Below are 20,563 nucleotides of genomic sequence, written 5' to 3' on the forward strand. Positions count from 1 at the left end.
TATACTATTTGGTGTTGGAATTTTCCCAGAAGATAATATTACATTGGCGGCTATTGAGGCACTTAAAAGTTCTAAATATATATTTTGCCCAAGAACGGAAAGCGGGTCAATTGCAGCAGAGCTGGTTAAAAAATATGTTCAAAAAGATATAGAATTTATTGATTTTCCAATGGGGAAAGACATAAAGATAGATGTCTCAAGGATTTTAAAATCACTTTTAGAAAATAAAAATGTTTCTTTTGTATCAATCGGGGATCCACTTTTTTATAGCACGTTTCTTTACATAATGGATGTTGCAAAAAAATATGAAATAGAGATAAAGGTATTTCCAACGATTACTTCTTTTTCTTTAGCAGCATCGAAGATTAATTTGCCAATTGCGTTAAAAGACGAAGGTATTTCAGTTGTTCCAGGAACTAATTTGAAACTGTTAGAAAAAGCAGTTAACATTTTTGACAATATAGTGGTTATAAAGCCAAACAGAAATTTTTTGAAAATAGTTGATATTTTAAAAGATAAAGGTTTTAAAATATACATCTTTGAAAACCTTGGTTTTGAAAATGAAAGGGTATTTGTAGAAGATATTCCTGAAAGTATTGGGTATCTTTCGATAATTATTGCAAAGCGAGGGATAAAATAAATGGTTTATTTTATTGGAGCAGGTCCAGGGGATCCGGAGCTTTTAACTTTGAAGGGATATAAGATATTGAAAAGTTGTCAAGTTGTTATTTATGCGGGCTCTCTTGTAAATCCAGAGATATTAAACTTTGCAGATAAAAATGCAAAGGTATATGATAGCTCGAAGATGACGTTGGAAGAAATATTAGAAGTAATAAGGCGGTATAAAGATAAAGATATAGCAAGACTTCATACAGGTGATCCATCGCTGTTTGGAGCAATAAATGAGCAGATAGAGCTTTTAGAAAAAGAAGGTATTCCATACAAGATTATTCCTGGAGTAAGTTCTATATTTGCTGGTGCTGCAAGTTTGAAAAGAGAACTTACAGTTCCTGAAATTACCCAAACAGTCATTATTACAAGGTATGGAAAAAGAACATATGTCCCGGAAGAACTAGAAAAACTTTCAAAACACAATGCAACCTTGGTTTTGTTTTTAAGTGTAAAATACCTGAAAGAGATTGTTGATATTTTAAAGAGAAATTATCCAAGTAATACACCAATTTCAATTGTGTACAAAGCAAGCTGGAAAGATGAAAATGTCGTAAGTGGTACACTTGAGGATATTGTTGAAAAAGCAGGAAACATTGAAAGTACAGCGTTGATATATGTGGGACGTTTCTTGGAAGATATTAAGACAAGATCGAAATTGTATGATAAAACATTTTCTCACATGTATAGAAGGTCAGAATATGAAGATAGCAGTTCTTTCGATAACTAAAAACGGTGCAGAACTTTCAAAAAAACTTTTTAATTCTATTGAATGTGATGTGTATGTAAAAGAAGATTTTAAATTTAACGGAGCAAAAATTATAAATTTTCCTTTGAAAAGGTTTGTAAAGAAAATTTTTAAAATGTACGATGCTCTTGTCTTTATCATGGCAACAGGTATCGTTGTAAGGGTGGTAGCAGATTGTTTGAAAGATAAATTTGAGGATCCAGCAGTAGTTGTAATAGATGAAAAAGGAAAATTTGTTATAAGCCTCCTATCTGGACACGTTGGTGGGGCAAATGAACTTGCAAAGAGGCTTTCAAAAATTTTAGACGCTGTACCTGTTATAACTACTGCATCAGATGTAAATGGTATTGAGTCAATTGATATGATAGCCAAAAGGTATGGTTTTGAAATAGAAAGGCGAGAAGATCTATCAAAGGTTAGTGCAGCTATAGTAAACAAGGAACATGTCGACTTCATATTAGATTCTGAACTTGATATAGATGTTGAAAGTAAAAGCTACATTGATTCAACAGCACAGGTTTATATTACAAACAAAGTTGTTTTTTCCAAAAAACCACATGTCATATTAAGGCCAAAAAATCTAGTAGTAGGCATAGGTTGCAAGAAAAATTTAGAATTTAAAAAGCTTTTGCAATTTGTTGAAAGCTCGCTTGTATTTTTAAATTTGTCAAAAAATAGCATTAGAGCAATTGCAACTATCGAATTAAAAAAGAAAGAAGATGCGCTGCTAAAACTTTCAAAGTATTTAAATGTACCGCTTAAGATTTATTCGGTTGAGGATATTAAAAAGGTTGAAAGTTTGTTTGAAGGCTCAGAGTTTGTAAAAAAAATAATTGGTGTGGGGTCAGTTGCAAGACCAGTTGGGTACCTTGAAAGTAACATGGGAAAGGAACTGTTTTATTCAAAAAAAGATGGAATGGTACTTTCAATTTATCAGGATAGGTGATATATGATGATAAAACTTGTGGGAATTGGACCAGGTGATTTGCAGTATTTAACGTTTAGGGCAAAGGATGCGTTAGAAAAATGTGATGTGGTAATAGGTTATGAAAAATATGTCGAGCAAATTGCAGAGTTAATAAAATCAAAAGTGATATACAAATACAAAATGGGACAAGAAGAGGAAAGATGTAAAAGAGCAGTGGAGTTGTCAAATGAAGGAAAAGATGTTTGTCTTGTCTGTGGGGGAGATCCTGGTATTTACAGCCTTTCAAGTATAATTCTAAATTTAACAGATAATGTTGAAATTATTCCTGGTATTTCTGCTTTAAATGCCTGTGCTAGCATTTTGGGATCACCTATAAGCAATGATTTTGTTGTCTTGAGCTTTTCAGATTATAACGTGGACATTTCAGAGATAAAGAAAAGAGTTGAACTTGCTTGCAAGGTAGATTTTGTGATGGTTATTTATAACCCCATAAGCAAGGTTAGATTGGAAAAAACTAAAGAAATATTTCAGGTTATTGTGGATAACAAGCCGGCTAAAACAAAAGTAGCATTAGTAAAAAATTGCTACAGAGCAGATTTTAGTATGAGAATAATAGAGCTTTCTCAAATATTTGAAAACATCGATTTTATAGACATGAATACAACAGTGATAGTTGGAAACAAATATACATACGAAAATTTTGGAAGATTAATTACACCAAGGTGGTACAAATGATACTTGTTTTATCTGGAACAAGTGTAGGAAGAAAAGTCGCAGATGCGCTTTCAAGAAAATATAAAGTGCTAGTTTCTACAAAAACAGAGTATGGAAAAAAATTAATAAATGAAAATAAAAATTTAAAGGCTGTATATGGAGAACTTGATAGAGAAAGTCTAAAGAGTTTAATTTTGGAAAACAATATCAAAGTTATAGTCGATGCAACTCATCCTTTTGCAACTATTATTAGTAAAATAGCTTTTTCAGTTTCAAAAGAACTAAATGTGGATTATATAAGGTACTTAGAGGAAGAAGAAAAAGTTTCATATGAAAATGCAATATATGTGGAAGGACACAGTCAGGCAAAAGAAAAATGCTATGATTTTGACAATATTTTCTTAACCATAGGGACTAAGAATTTGGCAGTGTATAAGGATTTGATTGATTCAAAGAATGTTTTTGTGAGGGTACTTCCAACGGTTGAATCAATAAAGGTTTGTGAGGATTTGAATATTTTACCCAAAAATATAATAGCCATGCAGGGACCGTTTTCTAAGGAGCTTAATTATATTTTGTTTAAAGAAACAGAGGCCCAGGTAGTTGTTACAAAGGAGAGTAATCTCTTTGAAAAGGTAGAAGCTGCAAAACGACTTGGAATACATTTGATTATTGTTAAAAGACCTAAAGAAGTTGGTAGGAAAAAGGTAAGCAGTATAGATGAACTAATGAGGGTGATAAAGGATGCTGAATAATCTAAAAATGATAGGCATAGGGAGAAATGCTCCTCTTTATATTTTGGAAAAGTTTGATTTTGATGAAAAAGAAATTATTGAGCTTTTAAAAAGTAAAGTAGATGAAATCGCCGTGCTTAAAACGTGCCATAGAAGAGAAATATATTTTATTGGAGATTTAAAAAAACTACCTTTTGATTTAGATGAAAATGTAGAAGGATATTTGATACAAAGAACAGGGCTTGATGTTGTAAGACATCTATTTAAAGTTTCATCAGGACTTGATTCCATGGTTCTTGGGGAGCATCAAATTCTTTCACAAGTAAAAAATACATACAAAAATTTTTGTGAAGGAAAATTGTTGAAGCGAATATTTAATGAAGCAATTTCAGTCGGAAAAGAGGTTAGGGAAAAAACTGGAGTTTCAAAATTTCCACTTTCAATAAGTTATATTGCTGTAAAGTTAATTGAGGAATTAAAAGGAAAAATTTCAGAAAAAGACATTTTTGTGATAGGTACAGGCCAAATGGGGCAAAAGGTGGTTAAGTATCTTGTTGATAGAAATGCAAATGTATATATATCCAACAGAACAAAGTCCAAGGCTTTAGAAATTAAAAATAAATATCCGGGAGTACATTTGGTTGATTTTTCAAAAAAGTATGAGTTTATTTCAAAGAGTGATGTTGTAATTAGTGCTACTAATGCCCCACACTATGTCGTTGAAAAGAAAAAAGTTAATACAAGAAAAAAAATATTGTTTATTGATCTTTCAATGCCAAGAAATATAGATCCAAAGCTTTCAAAGTTACATGATCTATACACACTTGATGATCTACAAAAGATTTCTGAAAAGTATAGCTTATTAAGAAAAGAAAAGATAGATATGATGCAAAAAATTTTGGAGCAAAGAATAGAAAAATTTTTGAATTGGTATTATTCACGAAATTTGAAAGAAAAGATAGAAGATGTAATAAAGATGAGAGACATTGTTGTGGAAGAAGAATTTAAAAGGCTTGTTAATAAAGTTGAGGATAACAAAAATCTTGAAAAGATAAAGGAAAGTCTTAGAAGATGCGCAAATAGAATGGCAAGTTATCATATCCAATATTTAAAGGGTGAAAGATTATGAAGATAAAGGTTGGGACACGTGGAAGCAAACTAGCTTTAATACAAACTAATATGGTTGTTGAAAGGTTAAAGAGTAAGTTATCGAACGTTTCATTTGAAGTTATACCAATCAAAACAAAGGGAGATATTGTAAAAAAGCCAGTTGAGAAAATAGGAGGAAAAGGAGTTTTTGTAAGTGATATTGAAAAGCTCCTTTTAAATGGAGAAATTGATATAGCAATTCATAGTATGAAGGATATGCCAAGTAAGATTCCAGATGGACTGTATCTAACTTCAGTATTAAAAAGAGAAGATGCAAGGGATGTATTTGTTGGAAAAAATGATTTCTTTTTGCTAGAAAGTGGTGCAAAAATAGGAACTTCAAGTAAAAGACGTATGTTTCAATTAAGTATGTTAAGACCAGACATTGAAATAGTACCCATTCGTGGAAATGTTGATACAAGGCTAAAAAGAATCGGTGAGCTTGATGGAATTGTCCTTGCTGCGGCAGGATTAAAAAGACTTGGGCTTGAGAAAAAAATTACTAATTATTTTTCGATAGAGCAAGTTGTTCCAGCACCATGCCAAGGAATTTTAGCACTCGAATTTACATCTAAATTTTTACCTTTATTTGAAAAGGTAAAAGATGAAATTGTAGATCCTGATACAGAATATGTTTCAAAAATAGAAAGAAAAGTTCTTTCTATTTCAGGTTTTGATTGTAACACGCCGTTTGGTTTTTACTGTGAAAAGAATGATGATAACTTGGTTTTTCACATATTTAAAAATGAGACAAGAGAAAGGTTGGTAGCTGATAAAGAAAGAGCATATGAAGTGTTAGGAGAGATAAGATGGGAGTAGTTTACCTTGTTGGTGCCGGACCTGGAGACTTGAAATTAATAACTTTAAAGGGATTAGAAGTTTTAAAAGAGGCTGATTGTGTGGTTTATGATCATCTGATAAATCCTAATCTTTTAAATTTTGCAAAAGATGATGCAAAGCTTATATATGTTGGTAAAGTCGCAGGAAATCATTCCAAAACTCAGGAGCAGATAAACAAAATTTTAGAAGACGAGGCAAGAAAGGCAAATGTGGTTGTTAGGTTAAAAGGTGGAGATCCGTTTGTATTTGGAAGAGGTGGGGAAGAATTTGACTATTTAACGCAAAGAGGAATTAAAGTAGAAATAATTCCAGGTATAACTTCAGCAATTGCAGCACCAGCTTATGCAGGAATACCTGTTACACAAAGAGGTATTTCTTCACACTTTCATGTTTATACAGGACATAGTAAAGACACGAAAATTTATGAAGATAGTGGTACTATAGTGTTTCTAATGGTTTCAAAAAACATAGATTTTGTAAAAGAAAAACTTCTTGAAAAGTTTTTACCTGACACACCTTGTGCGGTTATAAACAACGGAACGACAAATCTACAAAAAACTTATCTGACATTAGTTAAGGATCTTAATACCCAGTTATTTGATTCACCTTCGCTTTTGGTTGTAGGGGATGTTGTAAAAAAGAGAATAAATTGGTTTGAAGGCGGAAAGTTATTTGGAAAGAAAATATTAATTACAACTCAGTATAGCAAGGATTTTGAAATTTTAGAGAAAAGCGGTGCACAACTTTATTTTGTTCCAACCTTTTATATTAAAGAAAATGTTGAAAAACTTAAATACCTTGCAAAAAATTTGGATAAATATGAGATATTGATATTTACAAGTAAAAACGGTGTACGGCTATTTTTAAAGTGGTTAAAGAAATTCAAAATTGACTTAAGAAGCCTAAAAGCAGAGATAGCGGTAATCGGTGAAAAGACAGCAAAAGAATTTGAAAAAGTTGGCGTATTTGCTGATATTATACCTGAAAAAGAGCTTTCTGAAAAATTATTTGAAATGATTGATAAAAGAAAAAAGGCAGCATATATAACGTCGACTTTGGGGAAGAATATAAATGAGGAAAACATAGAAAAGATTGAGATTTATCAAACAATTGAGAACTATAGAATGAAGAGGGTTTTAAATGAAGTATTAAAAAAAGAAATGGATTATGTTATTTTTACAAGCCCTTCATCATTTTTATTCTTTCTTAGAATGGCAAAACTTAATAAAGAAAAGATATGTGCGATAGGGCCTGTTACTAAAAAATGTATAGAAGATCATGGGTACAAAGTTGAAATAATGCCAAAAAAATACACTTATGAAGAACTTTGCAAGGAAATATTGAAAAAGGGGGATAGATCTTGATAAAGAGGCCTAGAAGATTGAGAAAAAATGAGATTATACGTAGCCTTGTAAGAGAGTATAAGGTTTGTGTGGATGATCTAGTTTATCCTCTATTTATTAAGGACGGTTACAAATTAAAAGAGGAAATAGATTCGATGCCAGGTATTTTTAGATATTCTATTGATACAGCAATTGAAGAGATAAAGGAAGCAAGATCATATGGTATAAAAAGTTTTATACTCTTTGGAGTGCCTGAGGAAAAGAATTTAGAGTGTGCACTTTCTGGGATAATTCCAAAAGCACTTAGACAAATAAAAAGAGAAATTGAAGATATTGTATTGATTGCAGATGTTTGCATGTGTGGATATACAAAAGAAGGCCATTGTGGAATTGTAAAAGATGGTGTGATTTTAAACGATGAGAGTTTGACTGTACTAGCTGATATTGCACTAAGCTATGCAGAAGCGGGAGCTGATATTGTAGCACCATCTGATATGATGGATGGAAGGGTTTACGAAATCAGAAAAAAACTCGATGAACATAAATTTACAGATACCCTTATAATGTCTTACAGTGTAAAATACGCATCTTCTTTTTATGGCCCATTCAGAGATGCGGCTCACTCTGCTCCAGCATTTGGAGATAGAAAGACTTACCAGATGGATTATGCAAATAAAAGAGAAGCTTTAATGGAAATAGAGCTTGATATTGAAGAAGGTGCAGATATAGTAATGGTAAAACCTGCACTTTCTTATCTAGATATAATACATCTTGCAAAAGAAAAGTTTAATCTTCCAGTTGCGGCGTACAACGTGAGTGGAGAATATTCAATGGTAAAGGCTGCATCAAAGATGGGATGGATAAATGAAAAGGACATAGTGATGGAGATTTTAACTAGTATGAAGAGGGCAGGAGCGGATATAATCATAACTTATCATGCAAAGGATGTTGCAAGATGGATTACTTGCCAGTAATTTTAAACATAAAAGGTAAGAAATGTTTGATTGTAGGTGGAGGAAAAGTTGCAGCAAGAAAAATAAAATACCTTCTTGGAAGAGTTGAAATAACAGTAATTTCAAAGGATTTTTGTAGAGAGATAAAAGAGATGGAAGGTATAAAGCTTGTGAGAAAAGCATATGACTCTTCAGATTTAGATGGCTTTGACATAGTTATTGCTGCAACAAATGATGAGAGAACAAATAAGCAGATTTTTCTGGATGCACAAAATAAAAATGTTCTTGTAAATAATGCAACAAGTAAAGAATATTGTGATTTTTTAATGCCGGCTTTTTTCAACTACAAAGACTTTATAGTTGCGGTTTCAAGCTTTGGTAATTCTCCAAAAAGGGCAAAAAATTTAAAAGAAAAGATAAAAAGATATTTGGGGGGATTGGATGTTTGAGATAGCAAAAAAATATATGCCTGGTGGTGTAAACAGTCCAGTAAGGGCGTTTAAATCTGTGGAGATGGAACCAATTTTTGTCAAGAGTGCAAAAAAAAGTAAATTAATAGACATAAACAACAAAGAGTACATCGATTATATACAATCCTGGGGTGCACTTATTTTAGGTCATGCACACGAGGAAGTTGTTGAAGAAATAAAAAAACAAGCAGAGCTGGGAACCAGTTATGGTTTATGTCATGAACTTGAAGTAGAAATGGCAAGATTAATTGTAAAGCATATTCCATCGGTTGAAATGGTAAGAATGGTGAATTCTGGAACAGAAGCAGTTATGAGTGCTATAAGGCTTGCAAGGGCGTATACGAATCGAGAACTCATAGTAAAGTTTGAGGGATGCTACCATGGACATTCAGATGGGCTTTTAGTAAAAGCAGGATCTGGTGCATTGACATTTGGAACTCCAAGTTCAAAAGGTGTTACTGAGAAGATAGTTTCAAATACGTTAGTTGCAAGGTACAACGATATAGAAAGTGTAAAAGAGTTATTTGATAAATACGGAGAAAATATAGCATGCGTTATTGTTGAACCTGTTGCAGGGAATATGGGAGTTGTACTTCCAAAGCAAGGATTTTTAGAAGGCCTTAGAGAGATAACCAAAGAATATGGTTCACTATTGATATTTGATGAGGTTATAACTGGATTTAGAGTATCTATTAATGGGGCACAAGGTTATTACAATGTTCTTCCAGATATTACAACCCTTGGAAAGATTATAGGCGGAGCACTTCCAGTTGGAGCGTACGGTGGAAGAAGAGAAATAATGGAATTAGTATCTCCACAAGGGCCAGTTTATCAAGCAGGTACATTATCTGGAAATCCTCTAACACTTGCCGCTGGCATTAAGACTATTAAAATTATTGAAAATGATCCAGGTTTTTATTCTAAATTAGACGAATTAGGAAAGTATTTTGAAGAAGGGATTGTCAGTGCATTAGGTGATTTTTATGTTAAGGTTAATAGAATAAAAAGTATGCTTTCCTTCTTTTTTAGCAAACAAGAGGTTAATTCGTATGAAAAAGTAATGAATTCTGACGTTGAAAATTACAAAAAACTATTTAAATATTTGTTCGAAAACGGTATTTTACTACCCCCCTCACCTTTTGAAAGTTTATTTATTTCATCTTCTCATTCAAAGGAAGACATAGAAAAAACGGTATATTACTTTGAAAAATTTTCAAAAAAACTTAAGGAGGGAAAGCTATGAGGTTTTTGATGGTTTTAATACTTGTTTTTGTAATTCCATCATTCGGATTTAGCATGCACATTATGGAAGGTTTTTTACCACCAGCCCATGCCACTTTCTGGTACATACTTTCTATACCATTTTTTACATACGGACTTTTTGCTATTAGAAAGATATTAAAAGAAAACCCTAAACAAAAGATGTTACTTGCTTTTGTTGCGGCATTTGCGTTCGTGCTTTCTGCAATGAAAATACCTTCTGTTACAGGAAGTTGTTCACATCCTACTGGCGTAGGTCTTGGTGCGATAATATTTGGCCCTACTACTATGACCGTACTTGGTGCTATTGTTCTACTGTTCCAGGCTCTTCTTCTAGCTCATGGTGGTATAACAACTCTTGGAGCAAATGTGTTTTCAATGGCAATTGTTGGTCCACTTGTAAGTTATTTTGTGTATAAATTACTTATGAAAACAGGTAAAAGAACACTTGCAGTGTTTTTAGCAGCATTTTTGGGAGATTTGTTAACCTATGTAACAACTTCTTTTCAACTTGCATTGGCATTTCCAGATAAATCATATGGTATGTGGTATTCATTTGCAAAATTTCTTGGAATTTTTGCTGTAACTCAGATTCCACTTGCAATAATTGAAGGATTTTTGACTGTTGTGGTTTTGGATATGATTCTAAAATACAACGAAGAGATTGCTCTTGGAGGTGAAAGATAATGGAAAAAAAACACATATACATGTTAGTAGCAAGTTTAGTAATAGTAATTTTTTCTTTGATTATTAACAGTGGTGCTGAATTTGCGGGTGCAGATGGTATGGCAGAAGAGGTAATATCTCAAATTAATCAAGATTATTCACCGTGGTTTTCACCACTTTGGGAACCACCAAGTGGAGAAATTGAAAGTCTGTTATTTTCCTTGCAGGCAGCAATTGGTGCTTTGATAATAGGATACTATTTTGGAATTTTAAAAGGAAAAAGGCAGGTAAAAAATGATAGCGGAAAAAATATCGTATGATAATAGATTTTCAAATATTCATCCTTTACCAAAAATTATATTTTCTTTTTCTTTGCTTTTTCTGACTTTTTGGTTTAGTAATATTGTAAATCTTCTAGTTATTGCTTCTATATTTTTACTGTGCTTTTTGGGGAAAATTAAGATAACAGATTTTTTGAAGTTTTTCCTTGTAATAGTTTTGTTTATTTTTCTTTCAAGTTTAACTCTTTTTTTTGATTTCTCATCTCTTACAATTCAAAGGGGTTTAAAGGTTTTTGTTAGAAGTGTTGCAGGAACATCATGTATACTTTTTCTAATATTTACAACTCCAGTTGTTGATATTATTTCTTTTATACATTTTAGAATGTTAAAAGATCTAATATTTCTAATATACCGTGCGATTTATATACTTCTCAAAGTAGTTGAGCAGATGATTACTGCACAAACGGCAAGATTTGGTTATTCAAATTTTAGAAATACAATTAACAGTATGAAATACCTTATGTACGGAGCTTTTTCCAGGTCTATTAAATATTCTGAGGAAAGCTATATGGGACTTTCAAGTAGGAATTATAACGGTACTATAGAGATTCTAAAGGAATATAGATTAAATCTGTATATCTTAATTCCTTTTGTGGTTGAAATTGTTCTTATTGCTTTGGAGGTTTTTTATGTTAAGGCTTGAAAATGTGTATTTTTCGTATGAGTCAAAGAATTACATTCTTGAAGATATAAGTTTAGAGTTTAAAAAGGGATTAAAAATAGCAATACTTGGCAGGAATGGTTGTGGTAAAACAACTTTGATGCTTTTATGTTCAGGTATTTTAAAACCAAAAAAAGGAAAAATATTTATTGATGATTTAGAAGTTAAAAATCCAAGGCTTTTAAAAAAACATGTAGGTATTGTGTTTCAAAATCCAGATACACAGTTATTAGCCGCAAAAGTTTATCAAGATATTTCTTTTGGACTTTTTAATCTTGGTTTTGGAAAAGACATAGTAAAGAAAAAGGTTGAAGAAATTATTAAACGCCTTGGAATAGAACACTTAAAAAATAAGCCGACACAGTTTTTGAGTTATGGGCAAAAAAGATTAGTTAGCATTGCAGATATTCTTGTAATGGAGCCAGAATATATCTTTCTAGATGAGCCAGAAGCTTATCTTGATTACAAATCATTTTTGAAAGTCCAAGAAATTATTTCAGAGCTTCCGAAGGAAGGAAAAAGTGTTATTATTTCTACTCATGATAGTGATTTTGCATTTGAATGGGCAGATTATATTTATGTCATTGACAACAAAACAGTTGCTTTACATGGAACACCAGATTATGTATTTTCACAGTTAGAAGATTTACAAAAGATAGGATTAAAAATTCCATTAATAAAAAGATTGGAGGTATAGGATGAAGGTATTTTGTTCATTTAGTGGCGGAAAAGATTCAATGCTTGCACTTTACTATGGTCTAAAAAAATACAAAAAAGTAGATTATCTTTTTACAATGCTCTCAGAAGATTGTATTCATTCAAGAGCTCATGGACTTCCAAAAAGTTTACTAGAAAAACAAGCTCAAAGTATTGGTATTAGATTAATTACAAAATGTAGCAGTTGGAAGGAATATGAAAACAATTTTTTGAGTTTTCTTGATGAGTATGTCAAAGGAGGAGTTGGCATATTTGGAGATATTGATCTTCAAGAACATCTCGATTGGGTGGAAAACGTGTGTTCAAAAAAAGATGTAGAAGTTTTTGAACCACTTTGGCTAAAGAAAAGAAAAGATGTGGTAAGTGAATTTCTTTCACTTGGTTTTAAGGCAAAGATTATTGCGTTAAAAAAAGATTTAGGTATTGAAAAGTACCTTGGAAAAGATTTAACCTTTGATCTTGCAGATGAATTTGAAAAAATCGGTGTAGATGCGTGCGGGGAAAATGGAGAATTTCATACCTTTGTGTACGATGGCCCTATATTTAAGTATCCAGTTGATTTTAAAGTAAAAGGAACAGTTCAAAAAGAAAGAAATATTGTTTTAGAACTTGAGTAAAGGAATTCCCACCTGGGAATTCCTTAATTATTGGTTGACTTTATCTAATTTTTGTTCTTTGACCTTTTTTGCATTTTTAGAAATTTTATTTGAAATGAATTTTCCAAATGAAATTGAAAATAAGTATGAGAAAGGATCTGTAAAGAATTTGTAGTGGTAATTTTTTTTATTTAAACCTTTTTCGATCCAGTAATTTTTATCTATATCAAGCAGGTTTGTTGCCATTGCTTTTTGTACCTGAAATCTTATTAACTTAGTTAATCTTATATATCTTTTTGGTGGCTTTTCCATAGCATTTATAAATTTTTTTTATTTGTTTTTTGCTTACTACTCTTTTTTCAGAAACACGTTTACCTATTTTCCCAGTTGGGATCATTCCCCATGTTGTTACAACGTCTTCAAGATATTGGAGAACTTTTTTTAGGGAACTTCCTGCGGTAGTTGCAACTAAAAGTGCAGGTTTTCCTAAAAGAGGAGGTCTGTGATACCATCTGCATGTCCTATCAAGAAACTTTTTTAAGACTCCAGAAACATTTTCAATGTAGACTGGTGTTCCAAGAACAATACCATCTGCAGATTTTAGTTTTTCCATTAGCTCTTCTGCCTGGTCTTTAATAACGCAAAAATCTTTTTTTATACACACTTCACATCCAAGACAATCTTTAATATCATACTCTTTTAAGTGTATATACTCTACATCATATGGAAGTTTTTCTGCAATATTTTTTAAAAGTTCAAAGGTTCTTCCCTTTCTTGCGCTGCCGTTAATAACCAAGACTTTTTTCATATAACCACCTCAAAATCTATATTAGATTCATTTGTTTCTACTGCATACTTTGCAAGTTCATCTGCAAGTTCGTTGTATTTTACACCTGTGTGGGATTTTACCTTTTCAAATTTTACCTTTATGTCTTTTGCATAATTGTAAAATTTTTCTTTGTAGACTCTTGTAAGAGGTGTTTTTGCCCGCCATTCACCCGTTATCCATTTTTCAAGGCCTTCATAGTCGTAATATAAGGTTATACATTTAAATCCTTTTTGCTTTGCAATTTCTAGGGCGTACAAAACTGCAAGGATTTCTCCACTTACATTTCTGTGTTTTGCAAGTTCCTCATTTTCTATACTTTTGTAGAATTTTTCAATTTTTTGTGAAAGTATTACTATTGAAAATCCAATTTTTTTGGTTTCTGAAGAATAACTGCCGTCTATATAAACCTTTATACAGAGGATATTTTCGGCAAACTCATTTGCTACTTCTTTGCTGGTTGCAGCTAAAATTTTTATTGCTGTAGCTTCACGTTTTTTATTAAAAAACACTTGAAGTTTCAAGATTTGATTTTTCTTTTTTAAGTAACATATATGTTGAAATTTATATCTTTTTATTGAAGTAATTTCAAATTCACTTGGTATTATGGAATAAAAACTTTCAAAGTCAGAAGTATCTTTTCCAAAATATTCTATACTTATATCTTTTATTCTTGGATTATTAATTATTCTAATGCTATCAATCCTCCCTACTAAAGTATACCATTTTTTGTAAATAAAGAAAACAAAAAAAGTCTGGATAAAATCCCGACTCTACCATTTAACGGTAGGTGAAAAAGTAAACTTTATTGGTAATTTATAAATTTCTGCCTTTGTTTGACCTAAAAATCAGACTCAACAAATTTTAGTGATAAAACAAATTTTCCAGATTTTGGAAATCGTATTATTTTAAAGGGATTAATATTTGAAACTTGAAAGTCTTCAAGTGTAATATAATAATACGACTTGCAAAAATTGTTTCTTGAGAAAAATGTTATGAAGTTATTTAAAATTTCACCTAATTCGTTGTTAAAACTCTTAGATAAAAATTGCACTTCTACTTTAATATCTGTGTTTGAATGAAAATTTATTTCTAAGAATTTAAAATTACAATAGAATTTAGAAAAATTTTTTTGAGTTATAACTATGGGAATGGAATTTATAGTTATATCAATCCATTGACCCCCCTAATTTTAATATTTTTCTCTATTTTAGTCCATTTAATGAGCTTGTATTAATTGATTTTGGGGTGTTCTGAGACAAAGCTATTGAAAATGATAACAAAAGAAAGATGAAAGTAAAATATTTTATCTGGTTCAAATGATTCGCCCATTTCTATTTATTTTAAATAAAGCCAGGCTTGGTGGCCTGGCTTTGAGAAAAAGTTATTTTATTTATTTAATAATTTTAGAATGGAATACCCTGACCAATGTAAAAATTATTTTTCAATAAATCTAATCATCATTTGATAATCTTTTCTATATTGTATTGTTTGTCTAGAAAATAGATTATTTATTTTTGTTCTTCCTTCTACAAGATAAGCATACAATCTTCACATAGATTGAATATTAGTTAAATACATAAGAGATAAAATCAAAACAAAGATATGATCAGGATACTTTCTTAGATATATTCTTTTAGACTTGTCAAGGACAAAATTAGATAATTTATTGAGTAATTTTAGTGGTCAAATAATATTGAAGTGAATATTGTTGGGCTACACCTTCTTGTTTGGTGCTTTGTATTTGGTACAAAAACAATTTTAGCAGGTATAGCCCTTTTTTATATTCTAATTTAACCTATTTTTACTTTGGCCAGGGTCAAATTAAATACTATCAAAATTTTGATAAGACTAGAATATTTAATTATTTATTAACAAAAGGAGTGTATAATGTATGGGTGAAAAATTTTAGAAACACGTATGAAGTATTATTTTTTGATGTGATATATTATTTAGTATCCCTTACAAGCTATTATTTAAAAAATCCAAATATTTACTTTATTTAACCTATGTAAGTTCTCATGAAAAGATACTTTAATTAATAAAGAATGTTTTATAATAAAGAAAATTTATTTGTTCCGTATGACTTTGCAAGATTTTTATTAGAAAAAAATTTTGAGTTAAGAGATTCAATTTACATCCCAATATATATTACTCTTGAAAACAGTGTTGATATTTCTAGATTTTTGAGAAAAGGTGATGTGCTATCAAAGAAAGATAACACGTTTTTGGTCTTACTTGAAAAAATCATAATATTTCTATGATTGAGGAAGTTACAAGTTTTTTAAAGCATTTAGAAAAAATGGAATTGAGGTTAAACATTTTGAGGTAAAATAAAGGCGACCTTGGAAGTCGCCTTTATTTATTCCCATTCAATTGTTGCAGGTGGTTTAGAAGTTATGTCATATACTACCCTGTTTACACCATCTACCTCATTTACTATTCTTTTTGCAACTTTATTTAAAAATTCATGTGGAAGTTTTGACCAATCTGCAGTCATACCATCAAAGCTATTAACTGCCCTTAAAGCAATAACGTTATCATATGTTCTATAGTCTCCCATAACTCCAACGGATCTAATAGGTAAAAATACAGCAAATGCCTGCCATACTTTATCATATAGATCGTTTTTCTTTAGCTCTTCAATGAATATATGATCTGCATGTTGCAGTATTTTTATAGCTTCATTTGTTACCTCTCCTATAATCCTTACTGCAAGTCCTGGTCCAGGAAACGGATGTCTATTTATCATTTCATCAGGAAGTCCAAGAATCTTTCCAATTTTTCTTACCTCATCCTTAAAGAGATATCTAAAAGGTTCTATAATTTTAAAAGGTAACTTTTCGGGAAGTCCACCTACATTGTGGTGTGTTTTTATCTTTGCGGCAGCTTTCCGTTCGCTAACTTTACTTTCAATAATGTCCGGATAGAGTGTACCCTGAGCAAGATACTTTATATTTCCATGCTTTTCAAGGAGTTTCATTGAAGCCTCATAAAACACGTCTATAAAGGTGTGACCTATTATTTTCCTTTTTTCTTCCGGATCTTCAACTCCTTTTAGGTTACTTAAAAACCTTTCTTTTGCATCAACAACGACTATATCTATTCCCAATTTTCTAAAATTTTCTTCTACTTCTTGCCTTTCATTTAGCCTTAGAAGACCAGTATCAACAAATATTGGGATTGAATTTTTTCCAATTGCTTTGTCAAGCAGCAGTGCAACAACTGATGAATCAACTCCACCAGAAAGTCCCAAAATTACTTTGTCATTACCTACTACTTTTCTAATTTCATTTATCTTTTCTTCAATAAAGTCTGTCATTTTCCAATTTTTTTCCATCTTTGCGACTTTAGAGACAAAATTTTCCAATATTTTGTCTCCAAAACTTGTATGAGTAACTTCTGGGTGAAATTGAACACCGTATATAGTTCCATCTTTGTTTCGTATTGCAGCATAAGGTGAATTTTCACTCTCTCCAATAACAAGGAATCCTTCTGGTAATTTTTCGACTCTGTCTGAATGACTCATCCATACATCAAACTCTTTAGGTAAGCCTTCAAATAGAGGATCATCTTTTACTTTTAATACAGCATGTCCAAACTCTCTTTTTGGAGATTTTTCCACTATCCCTCCAAATTTGTGGACTAGTGATTGAAGGCCATAGCATATTCCAAGGATGGGAATGTTCAATTCTAAAATATAGTCAGGAACAAACGGTGCGTCTTTTTCAAAAACACTTGCAGGACCACCGGAGAGAATTATTGCTGCAGGATTTAAGTTTTGAACTTCTTCTTTTGAAGCGTCCCAAGGAAGTAGTTCAGCATAATAACCTTTTTCCCTAACGCGTCTTACAATAAGTTGAGTATACTGGGATCCATAATCAAGGACAACAACAGTATTCAAAAAAACACCCCCCAAACTTTTTCAAAAATTTTACCATTAAAGAGACTAAAAAAGATAAAAATGATATAAATTATATGTTAAAAAGATAAGTCAACATTTGGGACTTCTTTTTCAGCTTCTTCAACTTTAAAGAATGGAGCTTCCTTAAATTTAAACATAGAAGCAATTATGTTTGAAGGGAAAACTGAAATCTTTGTATTGTATTTCATTACTATATCGTTGTAAAATTGCCTTGCGTATGATATTTTGTCTTCTGTTTTTCTTAGTTCTTCCATTAAAGAGCTTACATTTTCGTTAGCCTTTAGGTCGGGATAATTTTCTACAACAGCTAAAAGTTTTGATAATGCTCCAGTAAGTTGATTTTCTGCCTCAATTTTTTTACTAATATCTTTGCTTGAAATAGCAGAAGCTCTTGCTTGCAAAACTTTTTCAAGTGTTTCCTGTTCAAATTTCATGTATCCTTTTACACTGTTAACAAGATTTGGAATTAGATCGTGCCTTCTTTTAAGTTGAACATCGATTTGACTCCAAGCGTTTTCTATCATCTTTTTAAGTTTTACTAGAGAGTTGTATGTACCAATAACCCAGAAAAGAATTAATAATATAATACCTAGAATAACCCAGATCAAAAAAACTCACCTCCTTATTGTATTAAAAAGCTCCACCACCACCACCACCGGAGCCTCCACCAATACCACCGGCTCCGCCTGAAAATCCTCCTTTTCCTGAGGAGTTTCCATAAACTGTTGAATGTGCAACTGTAGAAATAACATAAAACTGTCTTCCAAATCTTCTATATGGATAATAATACACTGTTTCGTTTACATCGATGTCTTTAGGTATCAATTTTTTCAAGTGTTTTTCAACCTTATCGGCTATGGAAAGCGCTGTTGCATACACAAGATAATCTTCCCACAAAATTATAGATTCTGGAGGATATTGTGAAAGAAGAGAATAATCAGTTAAAAATTTTTCAAAGTTTTTCCATTTAAGATAGTATTCTCTTCCTTCTTTTGACCAACTACCAAATACATCCTTTGGTAAAATGAATACCACTGCACCTATTGCAAAAATCAGGCTTGAAAAAACACTCTGATATAAAAAGTTTATTTTTGAAAAAGAGAAAAATATTAAAATTGAAGAAATTATTGAAAATATTCCAACTAAATAGGAAAGGTAAGTACCAGCAAGAGATAAATACTTTCTTGATTTTGCGATATCTACTACAAGAGACTTGTATGCATTAAATTCGTCAAGAAAGTCTTTAGCAAGTTTTTTATCCTTAGATAAAGTTTTTTTAAGCTGCGAGAAAGAAAAAATATTTTCAAATGAGTATTTTTTTAATAGTTGATAGAAAAGTTTTTCAGTTTCACTTAAATCATTTCCGTCTCTGTCAAGGATTTTTATGTATTCCCCTTCTTTATCAAGTTCTACATATTTCTTTTTGTAAAGATCCATGATTACCGCACTAATTCCATCAGAATCAATTTTACTTAATTGATTTACAACTATTGCGTTAACAATATCTGGAGAATCATTATATGGTATTTCCCTCTCATATATCCCACTGTATGGAATTTCTTTTTCTCTTCCAAAAAAGTTGAAAATAAGCATTAAAAGAGTGATTGATAAAATTGTAAGTATAGGTGGTAATATTCTACTTAAAAAGACTTTTGAAGAATAAGATTTTTCAATTTTTTCTATATCATTTAAATAAAGGCTTGGATTTTCATATGAGTATTTCAACTTTTTGGGAGGAAATATAAATCTTGCTTCTGCAAATGTATAAGGTGGGAGTTTTTTAATGTTTAAGGTGAATGTATTACCATTTCTTGAATAATTTATTTTTGGGTGAGTGTATATTTTTTCTGCAGTTAAATCTTTTGGAAAGACAAATTTTGCGGTTATGTTATTGACTGGAGCATCCCATCTTGGCCCCCAAAATTGTCTAAAGACTTGTGAAATATCACTTCCATTTTCAAATACGTACTTTGCATCATATGTGACGTGAAGTTCAATGTTTTCAATCTCTTGCGGTGATATGGGAGTATTAGATACCCACACTCTTGCCTCAAATTCTCTGTCATTTTTTCTTAAAAATTCAACTCTTTCGCCATTAACATTTTCAATCCACAATTTTACGTTTTCTATTTTTACAGCTCTGCTTTGTTCTACGTATCTATATACACCTCTAAAGGGCTTTCTCATTTTGTAATTAATTACTTCATGTACATGGACTATACCATCTTCATCCATTATTTGCTCTATGTTAGCGGAAGTAATTTCATACATTCCGTTGAAATACCATTGTATATATCCGCTAATAAAAAGCTGTATGATAATAATTGCAATGATAGAAATAATAGTTAAAAGTATATATTTTGCAATTTTCATTTGTTCACCCCCCGACAAGCAAATTATATCATACAAGAAAAATAAAGACTATATATGAAATAAATCCCCCCGTTGAAATTCTTTGGGGGGATTTCTAATGTTAAATTTTGTTATATGATATTATTTCGTTTAAGTCTTTTCTTTTTAGTTTTGGTTTTGGGTCATTTCCATGTCCTACTGGTATAATAACTTCCAGTTTATAAGTTGAAAAGTTAAAATCTTGAGGATTTGGTGGCGTATATGTAAGACTTGAGAGTCCTTTTTCTTCAAGTGCTAAAAGTAGATATCCGACAGATATCCAAGTGGATTCTTTTGAGAATGGAAATCTTTTGTCTGAATAGACTAAAATTAAATAAGGAGCTTCCGTTAGAAAGCTTTTTTGCCAAGTTATATTATATTCATTAAGAAAATCTTTTAGTTTTCCTTTAGATTTTTCATAGAATATTTTTTCTTTTTCTTCCACAGATTTTCTAATCTTTTCTTTTAGTTTTTCATCATCGACTATCACAAAATGCCACGGTTGACTGTTCATACCTGATGGTGCTTCTTTTGCTACGTTTATAGCATATTTTATATCTTCAATATTTACCTTTTCATTTAAAAATATTCTTGTAGTTTTTCTTTTCTTTGCAAGATCAAAAATCACTTTT

The 20,563-nt window shown here is 31.2% G+C and carries 24 protein-coding genes; 17 read left to right on the forward strand and 7 right to left on the reverse strand.

All coding sequences use genetic code 11. The annotated features are described in order from the left end of the window. Position 1: 1 nt before the first annotated feature. From OB7_RS08450 to OB7_RS08525, 16 genes are read left to right on the forward strand one after another with little or no spacing between them, the layout of a single operon-like run. Positions 2 to 640: an SAM-dependent methyltransferase gene (locus OB7_RS08450; protein ID WP_081578899.1), complete on the forward strand. Its 639-nt coding sequence runs from the start codon at positions 2 to 4 to the stop codon at positions 638 to 640. Next, entirely contained in the window at positions 641 to 1,399 is a 759-nt protein-coding gene (cobM, locus tag OB7_RS08455; RefSeq protein WP_114703051.1) for a precorrin-4 C(11)-methyltransferase, read from the forward strand. Further along, complete coding sequence (gene cbiG, locus OB7_RS08460) at positions 1,371 to 2,363, forward strand: cobalt-precorrin 5A hydrolase (protein ID WP_114703052.1); 993 nt, start codon at positions 1,371 to 1,373, stop codon at positions 2,361 to 2,363. Before cobM ends, cbiG begins: the two co-directional genes overlap by 29 nt. A 3-nt stretch (positions 2,364 to 2,366) precedes the next feature. After that, positions 2,367 to 3,080 carry a precorrin-3B C(17)-methyltransferase gene (locus tag OB7_RS08465; protein WP_041427202.1) on the forward strand — a complete coding sequence of 238 codons (714 nt, stop codon included), beginning with the start codon at positions 2,367 to 2,369 and terminating at the stop codon, positions 3,078 to 3,080. Further along, positions 3,077 to 3,814: a precorrin-6A reductase gene (gene cobK / locus OB7_RS08470; RefSeq protein WP_114703053.1), complete on the forward strand. Its 738-nt coding sequence runs from the start codon at positions 3,077 to 3,079 to the stop codon at positions 3,812 to 3,814. Before OB7_RS08465 ends, cobK begins: the two co-directional genes overlap by 4 nt. Continuing rightward, positions 3,804 to 4,922, forward strand: coding sequence for a glutamyl-tRNA reductase (gene hemA / locus OB7_RS08475; RefSeq protein ID WP_114703054.1), 1,119 nt, complete (start codon positions 3,804 to 3,806; stop codon positions 4,920 to 4,922). The genes cobK and hemA overlap by 11 nt, the downstream gene beginning before the upstream one ends. After that, positions 4,919 to 5,761, forward strand: a complete 843-nt coding sequence (gene hemC / locus OB7_RS08480; protein WP_114703055.1) for a hydroxymethylbilane synthase — start codon at positions 4,919 to 4,921, stop codon at positions 5,759 to 5,761. The genes hemA and hemC overlap by 4 nt, the downstream gene beginning before the upstream one ends. Then, positions 5,752 to 7,146, forward strand: a complete 1,395-nt coding sequence (gene cobA, locus OB7_RS08485; RefSeq protein ID WP_114703056.1) for a uroporphyrinogen-III C-methyltransferase — start codon at positions 5,752 to 5,754, stop codon at positions 7,144 to 7,146. The genes hemC and cobA overlap by 10 nt, the downstream gene beginning before the upstream one ends. Continuing rightward, positions 7,143 to 8,099, forward strand: a complete 957-nt coding sequence (gene hemB, locus OB7_RS08490; RefSeq protein ID WP_012579985.1) for a porphobilinogen synthase — start codon at positions 7,143 to 7,145, stop codon at positions 8,097 to 8,099. Before cobA ends, hemB begins: the two co-directional genes overlap by 4 nt. Then, positions 8,081 to 8,527 carry a precorrin-2 dehydrogenase/sirohydrochlorin ferrochelatase family protein gene (locus tag OB7_RS08495; protein WP_114703057.1) on the forward strand — a complete coding sequence of 149 codons (447 nt, stop codon included), beginning with the start codon at positions 8,081 to 8,083 and terminating at the stop codon, positions 8,525 to 8,527. Before hemB ends, OB7_RS08495 begins: the two co-directional genes overlap by 19 nt. After that, positions 8,520 to 9,791, forward strand: coding sequence for a glutamate-1-semialdehyde 2,1-aminomutase (gene hemL / locus OB7_RS08500; protein WP_114703058.1), 1,272 nt, complete (start codon positions 8,520 to 8,522; stop codon positions 9,789 to 9,791). The genes OB7_RS08495 and hemL overlap by 8 nt, the downstream gene beginning before the upstream one ends. Continuing rightward, the gene (locus OB7_RS08505) at positions 9,788 to 10,495 is read left to right on the forward strand and encodes an energy-coupling factor ABC transporter permease (RefSeq protein WP_114703059.1); all 708 of its coding nucleotides are present in this window, start codon (positions 9,788 to 9,790) and stop codon (positions 10,493 to 10,495) included. Before hemL ends, OB7_RS08505 begins: the two co-directional genes overlap by 4 nt. Next, complete coding sequence (locus tag OB7_RS08510) at positions 10,495 to 10,794, forward strand: energy-coupling factor ABC transporter substrate-binding protein (RefSeq protein ID WP_114703060.1); 300 nt, start codon at positions 10,495 to 10,497, stop codon at positions 10,792 to 10,794. Before OB7_RS08505 ends, OB7_RS08510 begins: the two co-directional genes overlap by 1 nt. Further along, positions 10,769 to 11,458, forward strand: a complete 690-nt coding sequence (locus OB7_RS08515; protein WP_004101164.1) for a CbiQ family ECF transporter T component — start codon at positions 10,769 to 10,771, stop codon at positions 11,456 to 11,458. Before OB7_RS08510 ends, OB7_RS08515 begins: the two co-directional genes overlap by 26 nt. Next, complete coding sequence (locus OB7_RS08520) at positions 11,445 to 12,173, forward strand: energy-coupling factor ABC transporter ATP-binding protein (protein ID WP_012579990.1); 729 nt, start codon at positions 11,445 to 11,447, stop codon at positions 12,171 to 12,173. The genes OB7_RS08515 and OB7_RS08520 overlap by 14 nt, the downstream gene beginning before the upstream one ends. A gap of 1 nt (position 12,174) precedes the next feature. Then, positions 12,175 to 12,810, forward strand: a complete 636-nt coding sequence (locus OB7_RS08525) for a Dph6-related ATP pyrophosphatase (protein ID WP_012579991.1) — start codon at positions 12,175 to 12,177, stop codon at positions 12,808 to 12,810. A gap of 27 nt (positions 12,811 to 12,837) precedes the next feature. Here the strand turns inward: OB7_RS08525 and OB7_RS08530 are convergent, their stop codons facing one another. The 3 genes from OB7_RS08530 to OB7_RS08540 are packed head-to-tail and all read right to left on the reverse strand — an operon-like array spanning position 12,838 to position 14,127. Next, complete coding sequence (locus OB7_RS08530) at positions 12,838 to 13,035, reverse strand: hypothetical protein (protein WP_147275529.1); 198 nt, start codon at positions 13,033 to 13,035, stop codon at positions 12,838 to 12,840. Between the two features lie 28 nt (positions 13,036 to 13,063). Then, a complete protein-coding gene (locus OB7_RS08535; RefSeq protein WP_114703061.1) occupies positions 13,064 to 13,597 on the reverse strand; it encodes a flavodoxin family protein in 534 nt (177 codons plus the stop codon). After that, on the reverse strand, positions 13,594 to 14,127 hold the full coding sequence (locus tag OB7_RS08540; RefSeq protein ID WP_012579993.1) for an RNase H family protein: 534 nt from the start codon (positions 14,125 to 14,127) through the stop codon (positions 13,594 to 13,596). Before OB7_RS08540 ends, OB7_RS08535 begins: the two co-directional genes overlap by 4 nt. 1,536 nt (positions 14,128 to 15,663) lie before the next feature. Here OB7_RS08540 and OB7_RS08550 point away from each other — a divergent pair. Beyond that, on the forward strand, positions 15,664 to 15,879 hold the full coding sequence (locus tag OB7_RS08550; RefSeq protein ID WP_004101178.1) for a hypothetical protein: 216 nt from the start codon (positions 15,664 to 15,666) through the stop codon (positions 15,877 to 15,879). Positions 15,880 to 15,977: 98 nt separating this feature from the next. Here OB7_RS08550 and guaA read toward each other — a convergent pair whose 3' ends face one another. From guaA to OB7_RS08570, 4 genes are all read right to left on the reverse strand, one after another. Beyond that, positions 15,978 to 17,519, reverse strand: coding sequence for a glutamine-hydrolyzing GMP synthase (gene guaA / locus OB7_RS08555; protein ID WP_012579994.1), 1,542 nt, complete (start codon positions 17,517 to 17,519; stop codon positions 15,978 to 15,980). 77 nt (positions 17,520 to 17,596) lie between these two features. Beyond that, positions 17,597 to 18,148, reverse strand: coding sequence for a LemA family protein (locus OB7_RS08560; RefSeq protein WP_004101187.1), 552 nt, complete (start codon positions 18,146 to 18,148; stop codon positions 17,597 to 17,599). A 22-nt stretch (positions 18,149 to 18,170) separates the two neighbouring features. Then, a complete protein-coding gene (locus tag OB7_RS08565) occupies positions 18,171 to 19,913 on the reverse strand; it encodes a DUF2207 domain-containing protein (RefSeq protein WP_114703062.1) in 1,743 nt (580 codons plus the stop codon). 100 nt (positions 19,914 to 20,013) lie between these two features. Next, positions 20,014 to 20,559, reverse strand: coding sequence for a nitroreductase family protein (locus OB7_RS08570; protein ID WP_012579996.1), 546 nt, complete (start codon positions 20,557 to 20,559; stop codon positions 20,014 to 20,016). Positions 20,560 to 20,563: the final 4 nt, after the last annotated feature.

Origin of the sequence: Thermosipho africanus Ob7 (genome assembly GCF_003351105.1) — a bacterium.
Classification (GTDB): domain Bacteria; phylum Thermotogota; class Thermotogae; order Thermotogales; family Fervidobacteriaceae; genus Thermosipho; species Thermosipho africanus.